Below are 21,590 nucleotides of genomic sequence, written 5' to 3'. Positions count from 1 at the left end.
AACCCTTAGTGCGATCAACGCTCACCAGCCCCTACATCGTCGCGATACGTCCGACCGGGAAAGCGAATGCGTTCGGCGTTAATGAGTGCACGACCTCGTGCACCGGCCAGCGTTGCCCCCAATGCTACTACGGTTACCACATGACCACCGGTCAAGTAGAGACTACCGCTCTGACTACCCAACAGGCGCTCACGACGAGACGGATCGTAGCGCAAGATAAACGGCGACTCGGTCTGGTCGTGAAAGACCAGTACACCTTCGTCCACATCGCCAATACCCTCAACTGCTGCATTGATCGGATAATGATGAGGGTAGCCTTGCGTAACCAGGGCCAGCGCTACACTCGCCTCATCGCGCCAACGCAGTGGCGGTAGACGCTGTAAACTACGGGCAATGGCGGCTTCGTAGTATGGCACCAGATCATCAATCAGGCGTGGCAAAACAGCCTGTGCCTCCATATCGCGAAGACTGCAACGCAGGCCAACGATGCGTGGGCCGTGATCACCAATAATGCAATCAACGCCGATAATCCCCCAGTAGGGCAATTGTTCGCGCGCAATTGCCGCGATAAGGGGCTGCATGATGTGTCGTTCAAGATAGCTCGTCAAGCGCTGGGCATAGGTTGAATTACCAGTAATTGCCCCCATACCGGGTGCGGGCGGGCTATCTGGCTGTGGTCCCATCCCTTCGTAGATACGAGCCGGTAACAGCGATACCAGATGACTGCCATCGGTAATAGCCGAAAAGCTGACCAGTGGCCCTGCCACATATTCTTCAATCACAACCCCGTGACTGCTCCCTTCCACCGGGCGGGTAACAAAGAATGACCGCAACGCCTCAAGGGCTGTGTAGCGGTCGAAGTAGACACCTTCACCGGTAGCCGGGTGATCGCCACGCAGCACCACCGGTAATTGCTGAGCAGCCAGATATTTTTCCGCCATCGGTAAGCTAGCAAAACAGCGTCCGTTCGGTGTTGGGAGCTGATAGCGCAAGAGCAATTCCTTGGCGTAACAGCGACTCCATTCGATGCGTGTGCTGCGCTGTGAAGCACCACATACGCCAATATGCATACTCACGACCTCATCAACCAAACCGGCCCAGAGCGGTTCACTTCCGGCAGGAACGATGAGATCAATCTGTTCGTTAAATGCCCATTGCGCTACATGCGCCGGTTGGAGTGGATCAAGATCAACCTGGGGGGCAATCTGGCACGCACCACCGTTGCCCGGCGCCACCAGGACGTCAGCCGTCGGGCTGGCAAAGAGTTTCCAAACCAGCGCGTGAGCGCGTCCATCATTACCGAGAACCAGAATCTTCATACCGGCGCATTCCTTCACTCGTCCAGGACTGTTCCGTGGCACATATCCCAACGAGTCAGCGAGACGAGTTAGACAACCTTTGGGCTGGTAACACCTGACGGCCAGAGTGATTTGTTACGTGCGAGATTGTCACCTCGCACGCCAACCTATATGTCTCGTCCTTGCTCGTGAGTAGCTACAGGTGGTTAGATGCCGAGACGAGTGCGCGTTGCCGTGATCAGATTCCGCATCAACATGATGTTGGTCACCGGCCCGGTACCACCGGGTACCGGCGTAATTGCCCCGGCCACCTCGGCCACGGCAGCAAAATCGACATCGCCAACCATACTTCCATCGGCTAACACATTGGTACCGAAGTCGATTACGGTTGCACCGGGTTTGACCATATCGGCAGTGATCAGACCAGGACGACCGGCAGCCGCAGCGATAATATCGCACTCGCGCAAAACTGCACCGAGATCGGGTGTCCGGGAATGACAGATTGTCACTGTCGCATCGGCTTGTAGTAGCAGGAGGGCCATAGGTCGACCAACAATTGCCGAGCGGCCAACCACTGCGGCACGCCGCCCGCGAATGTCGATACCATAACGCCGCATGAGTTCAATGCCACCAGCCGGGGTGTTGGGTGTGAGGGTTGGCCGCCCCTGCGCCAGCAAGCCGGCGTTGATCGGGTGAATACCATCGAGATCCTTTTCCGGGGCAAGCCGGCTTAGCACACCATCGAGGGTTAAACCCGCCGGTAACGGTAATTGCAGTAAGATACCGTCAATCCGATCATCTGCACTCAGCGTCGCCACGGTCGCTTCCAGGTCGGCCTGCGCCGTTTCTGCCGGAAGTGCAATTGCCCGGCAGGCAGCTCCCAACGACTGACACAGGCGGTCAATGCTCCGCACATAGCGGGTTGCCGCCGGATCATCACCGACCTGCACCACGGCGATTGTAGGTGGACGATCAATCTGAGTGCGCAATTCAGCAATCTGGGCTGCGGCTTCGGCCCGTAGCTCTTGCGCCAGTGCCTTACCATCGAGGATGCGTGCGCTCATCCCGCCATCCTTCCCCGAACAATGGTGACGATACCATCAACTTCATCACCAAGTCCGATCAGCAGGTCTTGCAACTGCGCCCGTGTCTCGCGCACGAACAATTGATCTTCCAAGGCGGCCAAATTAATTTCAACGTTCAGCGCAGCACTCTGCACGGCGGCCCGGATCAGAAATGCCGCTACACCGACATCACTGACCACCAGGCGTGCACAGTTATTGGCCAGCGTTGTACAGAGCGGCAGCAGCGCCGTTGCCGCCTGTGCTGTGCGTAGTGGCACTTCCGCTGCCAGCCTGGTAATCTGCTGAATCGCTGCCTTCCGCGTTGCTGCATCAGCTTCCGTCGTTCGCGGGAGCTTGTAGGCAGCCGCCAGTCGGTTGAATACGGTGATGTCTTCATCTGCCAGTCGCTGCAATTCACTACGCAACTGCTCGGCCTGGGCATGAATAGCGCGTAGTTCACCTTCAAGAGTGGCAAATTGCGGCTTACCAATAGTCAGCTCGCACACCATACTCACTAACCCGGCTGCCATAGCGCCGGTTAAGGCCGCAACACTCCCACCACCGGGGGTAGGGGCACGCGAAGCCAGTGCATCGAGGATGGCGCCGAGCGGTTGTTGCATCAATGACTCTGCCATGTCGCCTCCCTGAACAGAACGAGATACGAGAACGCACTGTAGCGTTTGACACGACTCATTATAGCGGATAGCTGTGACCAAAGCGGCAGCAGGTATCGGGCATTCCCGCGTTATAATAGCCGATAAGCAACGGATATATTTCCCGTTCAGCAGGCAGGATCAATACAATGTGGCCGTCACACTCGCAGATTATTCTTTTCAGTGGTGAAGCCAGTGCATTGGCTGCCACTGCTTCGGCTGTCGGTTTCGCAGCGCAGGGGCAAGCGACGCTGCTGGCCAGCCTCGTACCGACGCACCCTGCCGCTACCCTGTTGGGTGTCACACCAGCGTCCGAGCCAATGACGCTTCGTACCAGCCTTGATTTCTGGGCATGCAACACACTGAACGAGTTGAACGGTATCTGGAATGATCTGCGAGCACGGGTTCAGCTTCCAGGCCCACCGGTGAACGGTGAAGATTTGCCGTTGCTGCCCGGTATCGATCTGTTTCTGGCCGTGTATCGCCTGGCAATTCACGCCCGCCGTAACTATGCTGTGATTTGCGTCGATGCCGGCCCTCCCGATGGCCTCATTCGTGCGTTAGCCATTCCCGACACCTTTCGCTGGCTTATGCGTCAGCTTTTCGGGCTTGATCGCGGCCCCGGTCAGTCGAGTGAGTCGCTGGCCCGGGCTGCCTTGCCCGCCAATTTACTACCCTTTGAGCAGATTGGCCGCCTGCAAGATGCGCGGGTTACGTTCGAGCAACTTCGTGATACAGCCCTCGATCCGGCACATGTGCGAGCACGGCTGGTCATTCGGCCTGATCAAGCCGGCTTGCGCGCAGCCACTATCTCTGCCCCGGCATTTCCACTCTTCGGTATGAATCTCGATGCCCTTATTATCGGGCCTTTGTTGACGGCATTGGATGCCGGACACCGGTTAGCGTCTGTCATCCACGAACAGGAAGACGTACTGGCAGCAGTGAAGGCCCGCTGGCCGAACCTGCCATTGTTGCGCTTACCCTTCGGCGCCACACCAGGCGCTATCGATCCCGTCATCGATGTCGCTCAAGACCTGATGCTATCACCGATGCCACAACCGCCACCCATTACCATTGGCCCAGCCGATGATCCATCTCTACGCCTGCGCTTACCCGGCGTGGCCCGTGACGATCTGAGCATCAGCGTCAGTGGCGATGAACTCGTCGTTTCACTTGGCCCATACCGCCGCCACCTGCTCTTGCCGCCAGGACTGCGTGGCGTGTCAATTCGTGCTGTCCGGGAAGGTGATCACCTGACTATCCGACGCCGTTAACCTGTTTGGAGTTCGCTTGTTTTGTGCCAGTGAGGAGATCATGGCTCGTACACCATCCGACTTACGCGATCTGAAAGCCGTCGTCACCGGCGGCAGCCGTGGGATTGGCCGGGCAATTGCTGAAGCGCTGGCCCGTGCCGGTGCGCAGGTTATTATCTCATCAACCAATCCAACCAACCTTACTGAAGCTGAACGCGCGTTGCAGGCTGCTGGTTTGAACGTCACCGGTATTCGCTGCGATGTCGCCAATCGCAACGAGGTTGAAGCCCTGGCAAGTGCCGCTGTGGAAAGGATGGGACGGATCGATCTCTGGGTCAACAACGCCGGCATCTCAGGGCCATTCGGCTATGCACTGGACATACCGCCCGATGCCTGGGAACAGGTGATCAGGGTCAATCTGCTCGGTACCTATTACGGTTGTCGGGCAGCATTGCCGTACATGATCAAACAACGTAACGGTCAGATCATCAATCTCTCCGGTGGTGGGGCAAAACGTGCCCAGCGCTTTCTCTCGGCATACAGCACATCAAAAGCGGCGATTGTACGTCTGACCGAAGCCTTTGCCCGCGACTATCAAGACCACCCCTACCTGCGCTTCAACGTGCTCACCCCTGGGATGGTGCCGACAGACATGATCAATCATTTTGAAACGGTTGGCCCCGGTGGTGAGGCGATCAAGCAATTGCCCCGCGTCCTCCGCATCTTCGGCACGACAGCCGAAGAGACAGCCGAACTCGCCCTACGCATTGTGCGCGAGGGTAAAAACGGTCAGGTCTTCGAGGTCATGCCACGTCATCGAACAATCTGGCGCCTGCTCAAGGCAGCCCTTGCACGGCGTAACAACGGTTCAACAGGATGAACGAGTAACGGGATGACGAGAAGCAGGACTTCGCTATCAATGCGTGGTACGCGATTCAAGGCGTAACTGTTCGCCGTATCTCTTAGATGGCAATGTGAACAGGTACATGCAACGTAGGGGCGGGTTTGGAACCCGCCCCTACGTTTCTCCGCTCACCCTGTACCTGCGTTCTGTTCCAGCCATCCTCGTACCACACCGGCAGGTAATGGACGACTGATGTGATAGCCTTGAAACACATCACAACCGGCGTCAAACAATATCTGACGTTGACCAGCCGTCTCGACCCCTTCAGCAACGATCTGCACCCCAAGATGATGACCGAGGGTGATAATCGTGGTGATCAGGCTTCGTTCAACTCCGGCATCGTCCTGGTCGAGACGCGCAACAAATGACCGGTCAATCTTCAGCACGTTGATCGGTAAACGGTGCAGGTAGGACAGTGAGGAGTAACCGGTACCAAAATCATCAATCGCCAGCGTCACCCCAAGCTGGCGCAACTCACCGAGCTGGCGACGTAAATCATCAATCTGGCCCATCAGCATACTTTCGGTTAATTCAAGTTCCAGCCAGGAAAATGGTAATGCAGTCTGCGCTACCGTGTCGGCAACAGTCTGCGCAAAATCGGCTTGCGTAAACTGGATCACCGACACATTCACGGCAACAGGGACAACCTTCAGACCATCGCGCCACCATTGCGTCACCTGACGCGCCACCTCACGCAGCACCCATCTGCCAATGGGCACGATCAGACCCGTTTCTTCGGCAATTGGAATAAACCGCGCCGGAGAAACCATTCCCAATTCAGGATGTTGCCAGCGCAACAACGCCTCTAAACCGACCAACTGCCCCGTGCGGTCAACTTTTGGTTGATAGTAGAGCAACAGCTCGTGTCGTTCAATCGCCCGTCGTAGAAGGTTCTCGATCTGTAATCGTTCGATAGAGACATCGGTAATTGCCGCATCAAAAAATTGGAAACTGTTGTGCAAAAGCTGCTTGGCACGATACATTGCAACATCGGCAGCCCGTTGTAATGCAATCACATCGGTACCGTCAATCGGATACAGACTGGCGCCGATACTGGCACTCACAAAAATCTCGTGGCCGTTGACGAAGAAGGGCTGGTCGAGCGCCTCGTGGAGACGACGCACAACGTGTGTCACTTGCTGGGGCGACGTAATGTCAGACAACACCAGTAAGAATTCATCACCCCCATGACGGGCAATAGTATCGGTTGCGCGTATGCATGCTTCAAAGCGACGAGCAACCTGGATCAGGAGCATATCACCGGTTGTGTGACCAAGGGTATCATTGACGTGTTTGAAACGGTCGAGATCGATGAAGAGCACAGCAACCATGGTATTTGCCCGCCGGGCATGCTCAATCGCCTGCTGCAAGCGATCCTCGAACAGCAGCCGGTTCGGTAAGCCGGTGAGTGCATCGTGATGCGCCTGATAGGCGAGTTTATGCAGTGTAGCGTGCTGTTCGAGCGCGATAAGGCTCAACTGTTCAAACTGTTCAATCAGAAGCTGTTCTTCGGCTGTCAGTGGGTTATTCTGCTGTCGGCAAACGAGTAGCCAGCTATCGACATCGCGGTTGGTTCGCAATGCCATCATCCACGTTTCGCTCACCGCGTATGCTTGCAGGATGTAATCAACTACCGGCCACCGGGAAGGGTCTACCCGCAGCGATAACATCCGCTGCTGCGGACGCAGCTCGGATGCCAGCACCTCACCAGCCCAGGCGTCAAGATGTTTGATCGCCTCTTCCGGTAACGATGTGCTATAGCTAACAAACAGATTACTCGAACGCACAACACAAGCAGCGTAGATCAGATCAGGAACTTGCTCTCCAATCAGGTGTAACAATTCGCGGGTAATTGTTCGTAAATCGTACTGGCGAGCTATCAATTCCAACACCCGGCGACGAGCGAGGGCGATCTGCTCAGCCTTCCGTCGGGCCGAGATGTCGTCAAGCACCACCACGGCCCGCACCCGCTCGCCAGAACCAAAGCGCACCACCCGTATTTCCAGCCAGCGTCGCGCTTCTTTCCCTACCGCAAACTCATCTTCGTATCGCGTCACATCGCCATGTAACAGACGTTCAATGGCCTGAGCGATGACACCTGCCGTTTTACCTCCCAAATGGCACGCCGCCAGAAACGATGCGCCGACTGCACAATCGACCGTCTCAACACCAAGCAGAGGCCCCAGTTGCAACCAACGGACATTCGCGGCTAAGACCTGACCGTACTGATTGAGGATAGCAATAGCGGTTGGCAGGGCGTCCAGCGCCGAATGCAAAAGCTGCTGCGTCTCGATCAATTGCTGTTCGGCCTGCTTTCGATCAGTAATATCGTGCAGCACGGCCAGCATTGCCGGCGTACCCTGCCACTCTATCGGCTCAACCCGTAGATCGACAATCACGACTGAGTTATCAGGGCGCACAATCTCGGCGTCCACTGTCAGGCCGGGCTGAAGTGGAAAACCAAATGGACTGCCGGTCAGTTGAGCAGACTGCCGACCAAACAGACGCTGGGCTGCTTCATTGGCGAAGAGTACGACACCGCCGAGATCGAGAATGAGCAAGGCATTAATATTGTTGGCAAGAATCGCATAGAGAGCCTGTCGATCCAGATTCGACGACTCGAGATCGGCAGACTGTGGATTGCGTTCAGAGTGGTCTTGCCGCACTGTGAATAGTCTCCTCTTACCGGCCAGGACTCCGAAAAGCCTTCAAGATGATTGATCGCGCGCCTCGCTACTTTCTTCGTCGCGAAACATCGCACTCAGGCGATCAATTTCACTTGGGGCAATGTGGGTGAATTGACCTGACAAAATGCCTGAAATGTTGCGGAATGGACGACCGATGTGCATTCCACGACTATCAATCGTAAACTCACGAATATCCTTATCGTGACCAGAACCGCGCATTTTCAAGACCGTTAACCCGCGGCGCATCTCGCCAAACAGCTCAACATACCGCAACAGAATGATCGAGTCGGTGATGGTCGAAATATGTGCCTCTGTCACCGACGAACCGCCGAGCAGGGTTGGGGTAGTCGCCGTGTAGAGACCGGCCATTTCTTGATGCTTGATAAATGACGTCAAACCGATCACAAATTCGCGAAACCCTTTAATTGTGGCTACCCGCTCTAGTGCCGAGAGGCTATCTACCGCTACCCGTTGTGGACGAAAGCGATCAATTTCGGCCTTCATAAAGATCAACTGATCTTCCAGACTGGTTACTTCGGGATAATTGCAGATCACACGCAACAAACCATCGCGCTCCATCTGCTCGAAATCGATCCCCCAACCAATCGCATTACGGAAGAGCTGATCGCGACTCTCTTCAAAAGCGAAGAGTAGCGAGCGTTCCTGCTGGCGAACCCCGGCAGCCATAAAGGTTGTGGCCATAAGCGTTTTACCGGTTCCGGTAGCACCGCTCACCAGCACAATCGAATCGCGGAAGAAACCACCGCCACACATGCGATCCAGCTCAGCGTTTCCCGATGTAATCCGAACATTGGAAGATCGTTGCTTCAGCTCAATCGCCGAGAGCGGAATGACATGAATCCCTTCGCCGGGGATAACGGTGAAGGGAAAGCTACCCTTTTGGTGCGACGTACCACGAAACTTGAGAATTTCGACCGTGCGCCGCCGCTTCTCATCTTCGAGCACATTGCGCAAAATGACCACATCGTCGGAGACAAACTCCTCGACCCCGTAGCGCGCAATCTCTCCGTATTCTTGCGTTCGTTCAGCGGTCAAGACTGCTGTCACTTCCAGCCGGCGTAGGGTACTGACAATCCGCAGCAGCTCGTTGCGTACCACTCTGGTATCGCTTAAGCGGGTGAAGATGGCGCCGAGCGAGTCGAGGGACAGCCGAACGGCCCCGATGCTACGTACCGCATGCTCAATGCGGGCCAGTAATGCTCCGAGATCGTATGAACCCAACTCGACAATCTCTTCGTCAGGTTGAGGCGACACATCAACAAAAGCCCACTTCCCTTCTGCTTCCCAGCGGGCAATATCCCATCCAAAACCCAGCATATTACGGCGCAAAGCATCTGGGGTCTCTTCAAAGGTCACAAAGACCCCTGGTTCACCACGTTTGATACCAGCCGCCAGAAACTGGGCAGCAAAGACGGTCTTTGCGCTACCGGCGGTACCCGAAACCAGCGTTGTGCGACCCTTCGGCAAACCACCGTTAGCAATATGGTCAAAACCGGTAATTCCGGTAGGCAGGCGTTCGATCTGATCAGCGCACACCAGATTGCTCCTTGTTGGTACCAATGAATAGCAAACTCACGATTTTGGAGGTAAGTTCAACACTTGCAACAGATCGGTGACACTGGAAAGATCGCCAATCACCCGCCGGTATGGTGGAGGCGAACTCTTAATCAGTGTCGGAGTGGCCAGAATCTTCTGATCTTCTGCCTGCTGCGGGTTGGCAAGAACATCAATGATCGTCAAATCACACTCGTAACCGGCCAGTTCCGACTCAATCATACGACGCAACGTGCCAATTGCACGTTCGGCACGAGGTGTGTGACCTGCAATATAGAGCTGCAAAACAATTTTACTCACAGACTCATCCCGCCAGCAGTCAACTCTTACTACTTATCCTGATCACGCAATTCACCCGCCGCTACTGCTCGATAGTACGATGCAAGATAACCCATTAGCTCTAACAACAGCAGACGTCCTTCTTCAAAGTAGGCCTGAATCTTTTTGGGCGCATAAAACTGACTACGTTCACGGATCGCTTGCAAATGGGTATCAATTAAATCACGCGGCGTAGCCCAGACCGCCCCCAGCCACTCGCCTAATTCGCGGAGAGCCTGTGAAGGCATTGGCGTGCGATGCACCCGACTGTGTAGAGCTTCTTCCAGAATAGCGCCGTAACGTTCCAGCGCATGCGCAAAGAGATCGGGAGCACGCTGGCGAAGCGGTGCCAGTCGCGAACGTTGTACCTCTTCTGGACGAGAAATAGCTTCAACGTTAACCAGCTCTCGTTCCATCTGCCGCAACTGTTCGCGCAACATCTCTGCTTCAGCCGCGATCTGGGCTGCCCGACGCTGATCGGTAATATCCTGATGAGAAATCACCAATCCCCGACGTGTCCCACGCAGTGGTACTGCCCGCAGCGCAAACCAGCGGGTTCCCTGCGGGCCAGTACACGGGTACTCGTGCATGAATTCGGTTATTTCACCACGGAGCACTGCCTTCAAGCCACGCAAAATCTCAGCAGTATACACATCATCGCTGACTGCGGCACAAACCGCAAAATAATCTACCCCAATTCCAATCGCTGACAGATCGGTAATACCGTTGCGCCGACCGAAATCCAGCCAGGCTTCATTCACGGCAATAATCCTGCCGTGCTCGTCAATCACCGCAATCTCGCTGGTCAATGAATTCAAAATCGCAATACTGAACTCTTCTGCTTCGCGGAGCGCTGCTTCTGCCTGACGCTCGGCGGTGATGTCGCGCAACGTAATTAAGATTGCGTCTTGACCCTCCCACCGAATCGCCAGCACCCGCATCTCGGCGACCGAGAAATCGCCATTCGGACGCAAAACCTCCACTTCCGCCCGCTCACCTACTACGAGCGGAAAACCAAAGACCTTGCCGTGCAATTCTGCGCCATGACGATTGAGCAGTCGTTCGGCAGCACTATTCAAAAACCGTACAACACCGCTGCGATCAACAATAATCGCTCCATCGGTGTCATGGCTGACAATCGCACGCACTGTATCATCGGCTGTCAAAGGGGGCAATGATTCGATGGTAGTCTCCTCGTTTTCCCGGTATTGTTCCGACATACGAAAAGAACACCGACATAACCGCGTTCTACGTTGCCGATGTATCGTATCGCTTTGAGCAAATGTGATAGGTGAGCGAGGGCAATGCCTTCGCCTATCCCGGTATGATTATTCGGATACGTTCTTTCTTGCGAAGATGGAAGCGTTGTTCTTATCCTACCGAAACATCAAACAGAGATATATATGCATGATGCTGCGCTTTTGTGTACATGTCAAGCTTTCTTATGTGAAAAAGAGTGCAATAAGGATATCAATTTCTTCATAACATCCAGACCTTAGCAAAGGCAGATAACCCCGTGATGTCGGTCATAAAAGCAAAGCGTTCACGTGCGAGACAGGGAAGGTGTAGCGTTGGCCAACAGTGCAACCAGCACAATTATACCGCATCTATGGACAGGTAATAATCGTACTTATCGCGATGGATGATGGATAATTGACAATGGTATCGAGAATGCGGTTCTGGGATTCCTGATGGTATCGAGCGAGAGATTTCTATCAGAAGACACGATCCTTCATATGGGGACTATCGCTGAACACCTGTCCGCATAGCCTATACCTGGCCAATCTGCGAGGGTAGGCAAAGGCAATACCTTCACCACCCCAACCAGCCCTGATAACAGCCCCAGGTAAGAGAATGTTTTCCCTATACCCGACCTCCACTCCCTCTTTCCTACTCCTATTTCCTAACCCCTATCTCCTATTTTCTAACTTCTGAAAATCCCATCGCACCTGTCTGCATAGCCTGTACCGGGCCAATCTGCGAGGGTAGGCAAAGGCCACACCCTCACCTACCCCAACCAGCTCCATAACAGACCCAGGTAAGAAAATTTCTTCCCTACACCCGGCCTCCACTCCCTCTTTCCTATCTCCTATTTTCTAACTTCTGAAAATCCCATCGCACCTGTCCGCATAGCCTATACCTGGCCAATCTGCGAGGGTAGGCAAAGGCAATACCTTCACCTACCCCAACCAGCCCCAATAACAGACCAAGGTTCGAGAATGTCTTCCCTACACCCGACCTCCTCTCCCTCTTTCCTATCCCCTATTTTCTAACTCCTATCTCCTATTTTCTAACTTCTCGAAAATTATACCGCCCGCAACGCCTGATTCAGATCGGCGATCAGATCATCAGGATGCTCCACTCCTACCGACAGCCGGATCATGGCCGGGCCAATCCCAAACTCGATGCGCTCTTCGGGATCGACATCCGAGTGGGTCATCGAAGCCGGGTGCTCGGCCAGCGACTCGGTACCACCCAGACTCACTGCCAGGTGGATCAATTGCAGATGGTTGAGAAAGCGAAACGCTTCCGCCTCACCACCGTGCAGATCAAACGAGATCATTGCCCCCGGTCCCAAACATTGCCGCCGATAGATGTGGTATTGGGGGTCATTACTCTCAAGATGGCCGAGATAGTAGACCCGCGCCACTTTGGGATGGGTTGCCAGAAAATCGGCTACCCGACGTGCGCCGGCTTGCTGCGTCTCCATCCGAATCTTGAGCGTCTCCAGCGACCGTAGCAGGAGCCAGCCGGTATGCGCACCCGCCATCGTTCCCATAATGGTGCGCATCCCCTTCACCTGGGCCAGCAACTCACGACTGCCCAGACAGACCCCGGCAATCACATCACTGTGGCCACCGATATACTTGGTGGCCGAGTAGAGCACCAGATCGGCACCATGGGCCAGGGGATGTTGCCAGAGCGGGCCGAGAAATGTATTATCAACTGCGGTTAAGACTCGTCGTGGCATCCGCTTCGCCAGCGCTGCAAAGCCGGCAATGTCTACCAGCGCATTTGTTGGATTCGCCGGCGTTTCAAGATAGATCATCCCTACCGCATCGAACAGGCCGGCTCGTCGCAGTTGAACTTCAACCTGTTCGGGTGAGACACCCGACATAAAACCAAATCGTCGTATCCCCAATGACGGTAAGACGTGCTTCAACAGGTAATCAGTACCGCCATAGACCGGTTCACTATGCACAATGACATCGCCGGGCCGTAAGAAGGTGAGCAGGGTGGTGGTGATAGCCGCCATCCCGCTGGCAAACACTGCTGCGGCCTCAGCCTGATCCCACAGCGTAAGCCGGTCTTCCAGAATTTCAAGATCGGGGTTGTTAAGCCGGCTGTAGATCAGGCCAATCTCTTCGCCCTCACGGGGATGGCGTAGACCGTAGGCCAGCTCGAAGAAGGCTTTACCCTCTTCAGCGGTCTGAAACACGAAGGTTGAGGTCTGAAAAATCGGACACTTGATCGCACCTTCAGAGAGTGCCGGCACATACCCATAACTCATCATCAGACTTTCGGGATGCAGACGATGGCCGTCGATGGTCGTTCGTTTACTCTGCTTCGTCATCATGCGCCTCCTCGCGTCACGAGCAGCATCGCTCACTCAGGAAAAGAGAAGAGAAACACTGTAAATAATCAGGCCAACCAGGCCACCTACAATGGTACCATTAATGCGAATAAATTGCAGATCACGCCCGAATTGCAGCTCGATTTTGCGCGTTGTTACCTCCGTATCCCAGTTATTGACCGTCTGCGTGACAAATTCACCTATCGCGTGCCGGTAACGCCGGACAATGGCCACCACCGCCGCCGCGATCCAGGTGTCTATTTTGTCACGCCATTCCGCATTGTGTTCGAGAAGATCGGCAAACCGCGTCAGTGCAGTGGCAATCGAATGGCGCAACGGTGACGCAGGTGATACACTCTGGGCAAGAAGGGTTAGCTTCAGGTCACGCCAGCTTGCCTGAACCAGCTCTCGCACCATCGGGTGTGCCATCAGCTCACGCTTCAATGCTTCACCCTGCTGCTGAACCTGGGGGTCAAACTGTAAATCGACGATCCAGCGATCAATCAAGTTGGTAAACTGCTGGAAGAGCGGATGATCCGGCGTATCACGCAATTCACGCAACAAGCGCTGCACTCCTTCCAGCAACCGTTCGTAGATACGCTGATCGACAATACGGGGCACCCACGGTGGTAGCTCACCGGCAATCCGGCGCCGGATTTCCGTTTCATTCTTAGCAATAACTTCTGCCAGCAAATGGATAAGCTGCATCAGCGCATCGCGCTGTCTACCACCGGTGAGAAAGATCCCAAGCAGACGACCGGCCAGCGGTGCCGCCGGGATGCTTTCGAGACGTTGATTCAGCCCTCGTGCCAGCGCCTGGCTCACGTCATCATCGTCAATGACCCGCAACAGACCACTGATTGCGTCGGCCACTACGTCTGCCACCTGCTGTGAGTGTTCAGGCTGGCGTAGCCAGTGCGCTATACGGGTAATCGGATCATGATGGCGAATTCGTTTGGTAATCTGATCAGGGTCAAGAAAATTATGTTCAATAAAACGACCGAAGCTAACAGCAATGCGTTCTTTACGACGGGGAATGATCGCTGTATGTGGGATCGGCAACCCAAGTGGATGCCGAAAAAGTGCAGTAACCGCAAACCAGTCGGCAAAGGCGCCGACCATTGCTGCCTCGGCAAATGCCCGCACGAACGGCACCCACGGTGCGACATCACGCCAGATACTCGCCAGCACGAAGACAATTCCCGCTGCTACGAGTAAACCGGTTGCAACTCGCTGCATGCGACGTAAATCGGCAATTCGCTGCTCATCGTCCATCATCTGGTTTGTACTCCTATCAAAGTTGGCTATAATACCTGTATGATTACGAACGAAATTGAACGTACCGAAACCATTATTCTCGCCGTAGTGCTCCTGGCCGGCAGTCTCATTCTCGATTGGCTGGTGCGTCCATACATCAAACGCTGGGCCGATGCTCGCAACGCGATTGTGATCGAAGCCATCGCCATCGCGCTTGGGGGACAGTTTACCTTCTGGACGCTCGTACTCTTGATCAACCTGGTCGGCGATCAGGTTATCGCTCCGCCCTTGATCGAGTCCTGGCAACCTATCCTCAGTATCGCTTCGACGCTGGCACTTGCTATCTTTATTGTGCGGTTAATCACCAATCTTGTCGATAGCTATCTCCGCCACCGTCAGATCGGAAACATTTCACTCATCAATAACCTGTTGCGTGTTCTGGGGGCATTAGCGATTGGTGGTACCCTGCTGGTCAGCTACGGTGTTCCGCTCGGCCCGGTGCTGACTGTCATTGCCGGATCGAGTCTCGGCCTTACCCTTGCCCTCCGCGAGCCGTTAGCCAACTTTTTTGCCGGGGTACAGATTATCGTCTCTAATCGGGTACGACCCGGCGACTACATTCGGCTTGCCTCTGGCGAAGAGGGATTTGTCACCGATATTCGCTGGTCTGACACCTACATCCAGCAACTGGCGAACAACATTATCATCATTCCCAACGCCCAAATGATCACCCAGATCGTTACCAATTTTAGCCGACCTGAACCGGAACTAGCAGTCCTGGTCGACTTTGCGGTCGGACCTGATGCCGATCTGGAACACACCGAAAGAGTGGCCCTTGAGGTCGCCCGTGAGATTCTGACCACCACTACTGGTGGTGTAGCGACCTTCGAGCCACTCATTCGCTTCAACGGAGTCGATCCATCAGGAACGCGCTTTACCGTCGTCTTGCGCGGTCAAACCTTTACCGACCAGTTTCTCCTTCGCCACGAGCTGATCAAACGGCTGCGTGCACGATTGCGGGATGAGGGTATTACGCCGCCAACTCAGGTTGTGCGGTTGTATGATGGGTTAGCGCAACACAGTTAATCTGTCCACACTTGTATAACCTAAAGCTCGATCATTCTACAAAACCGAAGGGGACAGTAGCAAGCTGACTGTCCCCTTCGGTTTTTAGTTCCCTACACCCGGATCGCAACGATCCCTACCGCAGTGTTGTCGGGACGTACACGTTGTAGACTCGCTCACCCGGCGATAGGAGACGCACTATCACCTCTGAGAAGACCTGGCTTCCATCCGCCAAATCAAGCCGCACCTTGTAGAAGCCTGACTTGAAGGAAGGATCAAACGAAGCGATGAGTGTATCGTCCGAACCCGGTGCGTATGAAATAGCGGCGAATTGCTGCTCGTTCTGCCCATTCATATCAACGAGATATGCTTTTGGCAGTTCACCATTCAGACCACTCACCCGAATACTCAGCGTTGCGGTCGAGGAAATGGTAACGAACGTTGGTGAAACCTCATCGATCTTGGCTGCACCGGCGACAGTTGGTACCGCTACAGCGACCTGGCTCTGCCAGAAATCACCACTTCCATCAGTGGCCAGCACCTGGACAGGCAAGACGAGCAGTTTTTCGTCAAGAGTTGCCCGCAGCCGCCAGCGCAACCGCACAAAGTCGGTTGGTTGGTCGGCACTCCAGGCCGTCATAATTACCAGATCGCCAGTGCTCAACTCCTGAGCAAGCCATCCATTCTCTGCCAACGGCTGCCCATCCGCAGCGAGTGGCTCGATGGCAAGTAAGTCAACCAGACTGCTCTTCGGCGTGATCACGAGTTTGACACTCTCAGCCGAACCTACAGCCCGGATAACCGTCGTAAATTCCTGGCCGGGACGCGGAGTAGTATCAACGGTAACATCCACTACACGCAGGCGATTACCACTTACCTCCTCATTCTGTGTTGTGACGAGTGGTGTTAGCGCATGGCCTGCTTCGTCTTCGTTACTCAATGTAGTGCCGGTAATAATCCGGAACGAGTAGGTTGATGTTGGCCGTCCACCGGTTGAACCGTAGGGCCGAATCTTAACGAAGTAACTACCGGTAGCCGATGCTGTCCAGACAATCCGTGATGCCCAGCCGCCACCACCATCATCGTTATACGCGATCATTGTACCATCGCTTCGGTACAGTTCCAGGACCGTATCGGCTTCGGCTCCTAAATTGTAGGTGTAGATGGTGTACGTTGTGCCGGCTGTAGCCCCGAAGACAACCCAGTCTAGATCAGTTGGTGTATGGAAATTCCGGTTTTGACCACTGCCATTGACGGTGAAGAGACGTGCCTGAGCAGAAGTATCATCGGGTTCATAGGCATCAGGGGTAATTCCTGCGATTCTGGTCACCTCCAGATCATACTGGGTACATGGACCACTCGCCGAAGCGCTATAGTGGCGAACTTTGAGGTTAAGTCTGGTATTGGTTAAGGCAATGAATTCAATCCGTGATGCCAGACCACCGCCACCATCATCATCATACGCCAGCCTGGTGGTACCACTGCTATCATACAACTCGAGCACTGTGTCGCTACACGAACCCAGATTAAAGGTACGTATATTGTAGCGATAACCAGAACTGATATCGAAGTAGACCCAGTCTAGATCACCGGCAACGTGGAAATTATGCCTTTGTGCAGTTCCATTGACAGTGATCGGGCGAGCAGTTGCAAGGGTATTATCCGGCTCATAACTGTCACCCACGGACCCACTACTAGTCACCCGAACCTCATATGCAGTACAGGCACCGTAAGCCGCAGAGCTATAGTGACGCACCTTCACATAGAAATTCCCTGAGGAAGGCGCCGTCCAATCAATTCGCGATGCCCAACCGCCACCACCGTCATCGTTGAACGCCAGCAAGGTGCCGCTACTGTTATACAACTCAAGCACCGTATCACTGCAGGAAGCCAGATTGAAAGTTTCGATGCGATAAAGATAACCGGCAGTGGCCCCAAAAACAATCCAGTCTTGATCGCCGGCAGCATGGAAGTTATGGCTCTGTGATCCGCCATTAACGGTAATTGGGCGAGCAGCACTGAGTGTGTTGTCTGGTTCATACGCATCAGGCGTTGCGCTAGAGATTCTCAGACGATAATTGGTATTGGCACCATACACATTACCGTTATACTGGCGTACTTTCAGATAAAAGCGACCGGTTGCAGGGGCTTGCCAGACAATCCGTGACGCTAACCCACTATAATCATCATTGAACGCCAGCAAGCTACCACTGCTGCTATACAACTCAAGCACCGTGTCAGCACGGGTACCAAGATCACTGGTGAGCATCGTGTACTCGACACCATTTACTGCATCGAAGTAAACCCAATCCTGATCACCAATGGCGTGGAAGTTGTGGTCTTGAGTTGCCCCACCGGTTGAAATTGGTTTGGCAGTAGCCAGCGTATTATCAGGCTCGTAGGCATCAGGAGTAGCGGGAGTATAATATGCTCCAATACGTAGCCGGTATCCAGTTTGCGAACCGCCAATACTACTATTGTAATGGCGAACGCGGAGATAGTAGGTTCCATCACTTGGCGCATACCAGGTTAGACGTGATGCCAGACCTTCGCCACCATCGTCGTCTTCAGCCAACAGCGATAGCGATGAGTTGAAGAGTGAAATGACGGTATCGGCACGTGACTCAAGGCTATCGGTTTCAAAGCGGTAGAAACCACCGGCAACCGCAGTAAGGCTTACCCAGTCCTGATCACCCGCGACGTGGAAGTTATGAATCGTTGTATTGGGCGCATCGAGTGTCCCTGGTGTAATTGTACGAGCTTCTGAAGGGGAGTTGTCCGGCTCATACGAGTCAGGAGTGGCGCTATCGACTGTTACAACGCGTAAATCATACCGCAAATGCGTACCACCGGCACTACTGCTGTAATGCCTCACCTTCACACACAACTGTTGCGCCACAGGTGAGGTGTATCCAATACGTGATGCCAGAGTACCGCCGTAATCATCATTGTAGGCCAGCAGGGTTCCGCTACTGTTATACAACTCGAGGACAGTATCATTACCAGAGGCCAGATTCAACGTCTCGATGACATACGATTGTCCGGCTACGGCATTAAAGCATACCCAGTCCTGATCGCCTGGAACGTGGAAGGTATGGGTCTGCGTTGCGCCATTGACCGCAATTGGCCGGGCCGTACTCTGGCTGTTGTCAGGTTCATAGCTGTCACCAGTTACCGGTATACCTAGAACTCGTATATCGTAACTGGTCGTTGTACCATACGCAGCAGAGCTGTAATGTCGTACTCTTACGAAGAAGGTACCACTGGTTGGCGCATACCAATCGATTCGTGATGCCAGAGTACCACCGTAATCATCATTGTAGGTCAGGCGTACAGCACTCCCATTGTACAGTTCAAGCACAGTGTCAGCGGTTGCACCGAGATTAAGTGTCTCGATACGATACGTAGTACCCGCTGTTGCACTAAACCGCACCCAATCTTGATCACCGGCGATATGGAAGTTGTGACGCTGTGCTGCACCACCCACTGTAATTGATCTGGCAGTGCTAAGCGCGTTATCAGGTTCGTATGCATCGGGTGGCGTTGTTGGAGCAGATGATGTCACGGTCAGGCTGTAGCCAGTATTCGCACCACCCCGGCCACCAAAATTGGTAACCCGCACGTGCAGAGGTGCATTGGCTGTTGCCGTCCAGACAATCTGTGATGCCAGGCTACCGCCGTAATCGTCATTTTGGGTCAACAGGAGAGACCCATTATTCGCAAACAATGCCAGAACGGTATCAGCACTGCTCTGCAAACCGCTGGTCCGAATTGTATAAACGGTTCCACTCGTTGCATTGAATGTGACCCAGTCCTGATCACCGGCTATATGGAAGTTGTGGTTTTGTGCCGCACTGTTAACTGTGATCGAGCTTGCTGTAGCTGGACTGTTATCGGGTTCATAACTATCAGGTGTAGCCGAACCACCACAAGGAACCGGTGTATTGAGCCCTACTGCCTGAGCAGCATTAAGCGTTGCCTGATACTGCGATGACGATGAGCCATACAGCGAAGATGCCGCTGCCAGCAAAGCGTTATACAAGTCTGTGAATGTGGATGCCGAGGTTAAGTAACCAGTAAGCGCACGGTAAAAAATGCGCGCAGTAGCAAGACGACCAATCGCGGTGATCGTGCGTCCGTTGAACGTTCCACCCTCGGCCATCAGGTATGCCGCTTTATTGGGGATACCACTATTAATGTGTACTCCGCCATTATCACTGGTGGTACACACATAATTACTCACTCGATCAGGTTGATTGTACGCAGGGGGATTAGCTAGACTACGGATCACACCAATTGGTGTGTCTTCACCCATCAGCCAGTCGTCGCTATCAACCATCGCCCCAAACACATCAGAGAACGACTCGTTTAGAGCACCCGATTGACCGTTATAAATGAGACCGGCAGTATACTGCGTTACCGCATGCGTCCATTCGTGGGCTACAACATCGCGAGTAGCAAAGCCTGGTCCATACGCTGTTAGCGACCCATTCCAGAAAGCATTTGCAGCCGTGCCATACCGCACGACTGCAATCATAGTAGCACCAGACCCATTATAGCTATCACGAGCAAAGGTGCTCCAGAAATAGTTGTATGTTAGACCGGTATTCGTAAAAGCTGCTACACAATCAGGATGTGGCGTACCGGAAGGGCCACTTTCGGTATAACATACACTTCCAGATGTCGTACTTACCCCACCAGCATCCCGAATTACTCGATTCAACCCGCTGTGATAGTTCGAAAAACTGAGACGAACTTTACCGGATATCGCATCAACGACAACGGTTGCGCTGACACTGTCATCTGGCGCTGTTAACACTAACCGATAGGCAAGGGCTGTATCACTCTCTTCCAATCCAAACAGCTCAGGATTGAAAAAGACCAGTTCATGCTCGTCAAGACGAGCCTTGGCAAAAGCCGTGGTCAGGAAAGCAAGTTCCGCGTCATCGTGCCGCGGTGGGTCGTTCTGCAAGGCCACAGTTGCCAGCTTGATCGCTTCATCCAGAGAAATCACTGGCTTTGTATCTGCCGACACTTGTGGAATAAATGCACCACTGACACTACGTACCGTATCACCAGCCACCTGAAGCGCCAGATCGGCACCCCAAATCCGAATTTGATCTTTGTACTGACCTAGCCGGACTACCGTCACACCCTCATCAACTGCCTCGCTTCGTACAGGCATCCAGGTGAGATCACTCACAGTATTCACCAAACTTACACCTGGCCCTTGTAAAAAGTCGAGCGCAACCGTCTTCGGATCATTGCCGGCAGCACCCGGCAATGCTACTGCAAGGGTTGGATGGGGAGCAACAAACTCATCTACAAAGACTCGCTGTGGTCGCTCGCTCGGAGGGGCCGCCAATACGACAGGAGCTGGCGAGAATGAAGCGACCAGTCCTAGTTGCCAACAGAACACGATGATAAGTGTGAGCCAGGAAAAGACGCGACGTGTACGCATATAACCCCTCCCTTTCGTTACACCCAACATTTATGAACCGGGCTATTGAGAGAGCATTCCTGACACTATCACATTCAGTTCTGCAATTAATGGCTGCAACGCAGGCGGTATCTCTCCATCAGTGGTTTGAATAACGACGGTGTCAATCTGAATCCGATACATCAACAAATCACAACATTGCTCTTGCGACGGCGTTGCCGGGAGACTACTCAGATCAAGACCTGCAATTAGTGCTTGCAGGCGTGTACGTTGTTCTTGTGATAGTGTTGTGGTTCGTATTTCCTTTCCGTTCTGTAAATGCGCAGTGCCTGTCTCCAGATCAATAGTTAGCTCATCGGAGACGCCGGCAAAACCACCACTGCGCGTAAAGATCAAGGCCTTCGCTTTACGGGGCTGAACAGAGGCAAATGCGCATCCAGCAATACTCAACAGGAAGAGTAAGAAGCAGACAGCCAAAACGTATCTCCAGAAGGAAGAGGCA

At 53.9% G+C, this 21,590-nt stretch carries 14 protein-coding genes; 3 read left to right on the top strand and 11 right to left on the bottom strand.

The annotated features are described in order from the left end of the window. Nucleotides 1-14 precede the first annotated feature (14 nt). The 3 genes from CAUR_RS17230 to CAUR_RS17220 all read right to left on the bottom strand — a co-directional run bounded on the left by CAUR_RS17230 (nucleotide 15) and on the right by CAUR_RS17220 (nucleotide 2,997). Entirely contained in the window at nucleotides 15-1,319 is a 1,305-nt protein-coding gene (locus CAUR_RS17230; protein WP_012259123.1) for a phosphoribosylamine--glycine ligase, read from the bottom strand. A 185-nt stretch (nucleotides 1,320-1,504) separates the two neighbouring features. Then, nucleotides 1,505-2,362: a bifunctional 5,10-methylenetetrahydrofolate dehydrogenase/5,10-methenyltetrahydrofolate cyclohydrolase gene (locus tag CAUR_RS17225; protein ID WP_012259122.1), complete on the bottom strand. Its 858-nt coding sequence runs from the start codon at nucleotides 2,360-2,362 to the stop codon at nucleotides 1,505-1,507. Next, on the bottom strand, nucleotides 2,359-2,997 hold the full coding sequence (locus CAUR_RS17220; protein ID WP_012259121.1) for a cyclodeaminase/cyclohydrolase family protein: 639 nt from the start codon (nucleotides 2,995-2,997) through the stop codon (nucleotides 2,359-2,361). The genes CAUR_RS17225 and CAUR_RS17220 overlap by 4 nt, the downstream gene beginning before the upstream one ends. A 167-nt stretch (nucleotides 2,998-3,164) precedes the next feature. Between CAUR_RS17220 and CAUR_RS17215 the strand changes: the two genes are divergently transcribed. Together CAUR_RS17215 and CAUR_RS17210 are read left to right on the top strand one after the other, a co-directional pair. Then, nucleotides 3,165-4,289 (top strand): ArsA family ATPase, encoded by a 1,125-nt coding sequence (locus CAUR_RS17215; RefSeq protein ID WP_012259120.1) that lies wholly within the window; start codon nucleotides 3,165-3,167, stop codon nucleotides 4,287-4,289. Nucleotides 4,290-4,329: 40 nt separating this feature from the next. After that, complete coding sequence (locus tag CAUR_RS17210) at nucleotides 4,330-5,148, top strand: SDR family NAD(P)-dependent oxidoreductase (RefSeq protein ID WP_012259119.1); 819 nt, start codon at nucleotides 4,330-4,332, stop codon at nucleotides 5,146-5,148. Nucleotides 5,149-5,300: 152 nt separating this feature from the next. Here CAUR_RS17210 and CAUR_RS17205 read toward each other — a convergent pair whose 3' ends face one another. The 6 genes from CAUR_RS17205 to CAUR_RS17180 form a co-directional block, all read right to left on the bottom strand. After that, the gene (locus tag CAUR_RS17205; RefSeq protein WP_012259118.1) at nucleotides 5,301-7,838 is read right to left on the bottom strand and encodes a sensor domain-containing protein; all 2,538 of its coding nucleotides are present in this window, start codon (nucleotides 7,836-7,838) and stop codon (nucleotides 5,301-5,303) included. 42 nt (nucleotides 7,839-7,880) lie between these two features. Further along, nucleotides 7,881-9,416: a circadian clock protein KaiC gene (gene kaiC, locus CAUR_RS17200; protein WP_012259117.1), complete on the bottom strand. Its 1,536-nt coding sequence runs from the start codon at nucleotides 9,414-9,416 to the stop codon at nucleotides 7,881-7,883. A gap of 36 nt (nucleotides 9,417-9,452) precedes the next feature. Beyond that, on the bottom strand, nucleotides 9,453-9,734 hold the full coding sequence (locus tag CAUR_RS17195; protein WP_012259116.1) for a circadian clock KaiB family protein: 282 nt from the start codon (nucleotides 9,732-9,734) through the stop codon (nucleotides 9,453-9,455). 29 nt (nucleotides 9,735-9,763) lie between these two features. Continuing rightward, on the bottom strand, nucleotides 9,764-10,972 hold the full coding sequence (locus CAUR_RS17190) for a PAS domain-containing protein (RefSeq protein WP_012259115.1): 1,209 nt from the start codon (nucleotides 10,970-10,972) through the stop codon (nucleotides 9,764-9,766). Between the two features lie 1,085 nt (nucleotides 10,973-12,057). Next, nucleotides 12,058-13,329 carry a cystathionine gamma-synthase family protein gene (locus tag CAUR_RS17185; RefSeq protein WP_242604959.1) on the bottom strand — a complete coding sequence of 424 codons (1,272 nt, stop codon included), beginning with the start codon at nucleotides 13,327-13,329 and terminating at the stop codon, nucleotides 12,058-12,060. Nucleotides 13,330-13,362: 33 nt separating this feature from the next. Next, a complete protein-coding gene (locus tag CAUR_RS17180) occupies nucleotides 13,363-14,604 on the bottom strand; it encodes a DUF445 domain-containing protein (protein ID WP_012259113.1) in 1,242 nt (413 codons plus the stop codon). Between the two features lie 39 nt (nucleotides 14,605-14,643). Between CAUR_RS17180 and CAUR_RS17175 the strand changes: the two genes are divergently transcribed. Further along, complete coding sequence (locus CAUR_RS17175) at nucleotides 14,644-15,669, top strand: mechanosensitive ion channel family protein (protein ID WP_012259112.1); 1,026 nt, start codon at nucleotides 14,644-14,646, stop codon at nucleotides 15,667-15,669. Between the two features lie 115 nt (nucleotides 15,670-15,784). Here CAUR_RS17175 and CAUR_RS17170 read toward each other — a convergent pair whose 3' ends face one another. Together CAUR_RS17170 and CAUR_RS17165 are read right to left on the bottom strand one after the other, a co-directional pair. Then, the gene (locus CAUR_RS17170) at nucleotides 15,785-21,109 is read right to left on the bottom strand and encodes a M4 family metallopeptidase (RefSeq protein ID WP_012259111.1); all 5,325 of its coding nucleotides are present in this window, start codon (nucleotides 21,107-21,109) and stop codon (nucleotides 15,785-15,787) included. A gap of 42 nt (nucleotides 21,110-21,151) precedes the next feature. Beyond that, nucleotides 21,152-21,565, bottom strand: coding sequence for a protealysin inhibitor emfourin (locus tag CAUR_RS17165; RefSeq protein WP_242604958.1), 414 nt, complete (start codon nucleotides 21,563-21,565; stop codon nucleotides 21,152-21,154). Nucleotides 21,566-21,590 lie beyond the last annotated feature (25 nt).

The organism is Chloroflexus aurantiacus J-10-fl (assembly GCF_000018865.1).
Lineage (GTDB): Bacteria > Chloroflexota > Chloroflexia > Chloroflexales > Chloroflexaceae > Chloroflexus > Chloroflexus aurantiacus.
Note: the sequence above shows the minus strand (reverse complement) of the source record. Positions and strands in the feature narration are given on the sequence as shown.

Bases quoted from the DNA above. Each gene is read 5' to 3' on its own strand.
- CAUR_RS17220 (WP_012259121.1), bottom strand. From the start codon at position 2,997: ATGGCAGAGTCATTGATGCAACAACCGCTCGGCGCCATCCTCGATGCA.
- CAUR_RS17170 (WP_012259111.1), bottom strand. From the start codon at position 21,109: ATGCGTACACGTCGCGTCTTTTCCTGGCTCACACTTATCATCGTGTTC.
- CAUR_RS17175 (WP_012259112.1), top strand. From the start codon at position 14,644: ATGATTACGAACGAAATTGAACGTACCGAAACCATTATTCTCGCCGTA.
- CAUR_RS17230 (WP_012259123.1), bottom strand. From the start codon at position 1,319: ATGAAGATTCTGGTTCTCGGTAATGATGGACGCGCTCACGCGCTGGTT.
- CAUR_RS17190 (WP_012259115.1), bottom strand. From the start codon at position 10,972: ATGTCGGAACAATACCGGGAAAACGAGGAGACTACCATCGAATCATTG.
- CAUR_RS17185 (WP_242604959.1), bottom strand. From the start codon at position 13,329: ATGATGACGAAGCAGAGTAAACGAACGACCATCGACGGCCATCGTCTG.
- CAUR_RS17210 (WP_012259119.1), top strand. From the start codon at position 4,330: ATGGCTCGTACACCATCCGACTTACGCGATCTGAAAGCCGTCGTCACC.
- CAUR_RS17180 (WP_012259113.1), bottom strand. From the start codon at position 14,604: ATGATGGACGATGAGCAGCGAATTGCCGATTTACGTCGCATGCAGCGA.
- CAUR_RS17215 (WP_012259120.1), top strand. From the start codon at position 3,165: ATGTGGCCGTCACACTCGCAGATTATTCTTTTCAGTGGTGAAGCCAGT.
- CAUR_RS17225 (WP_012259122.1), bottom strand. From the start codon at position 2,362: ATGAGCGCACGCATCCTCGATGGTAAGGCACTGGCGCAAGAGCTACGG.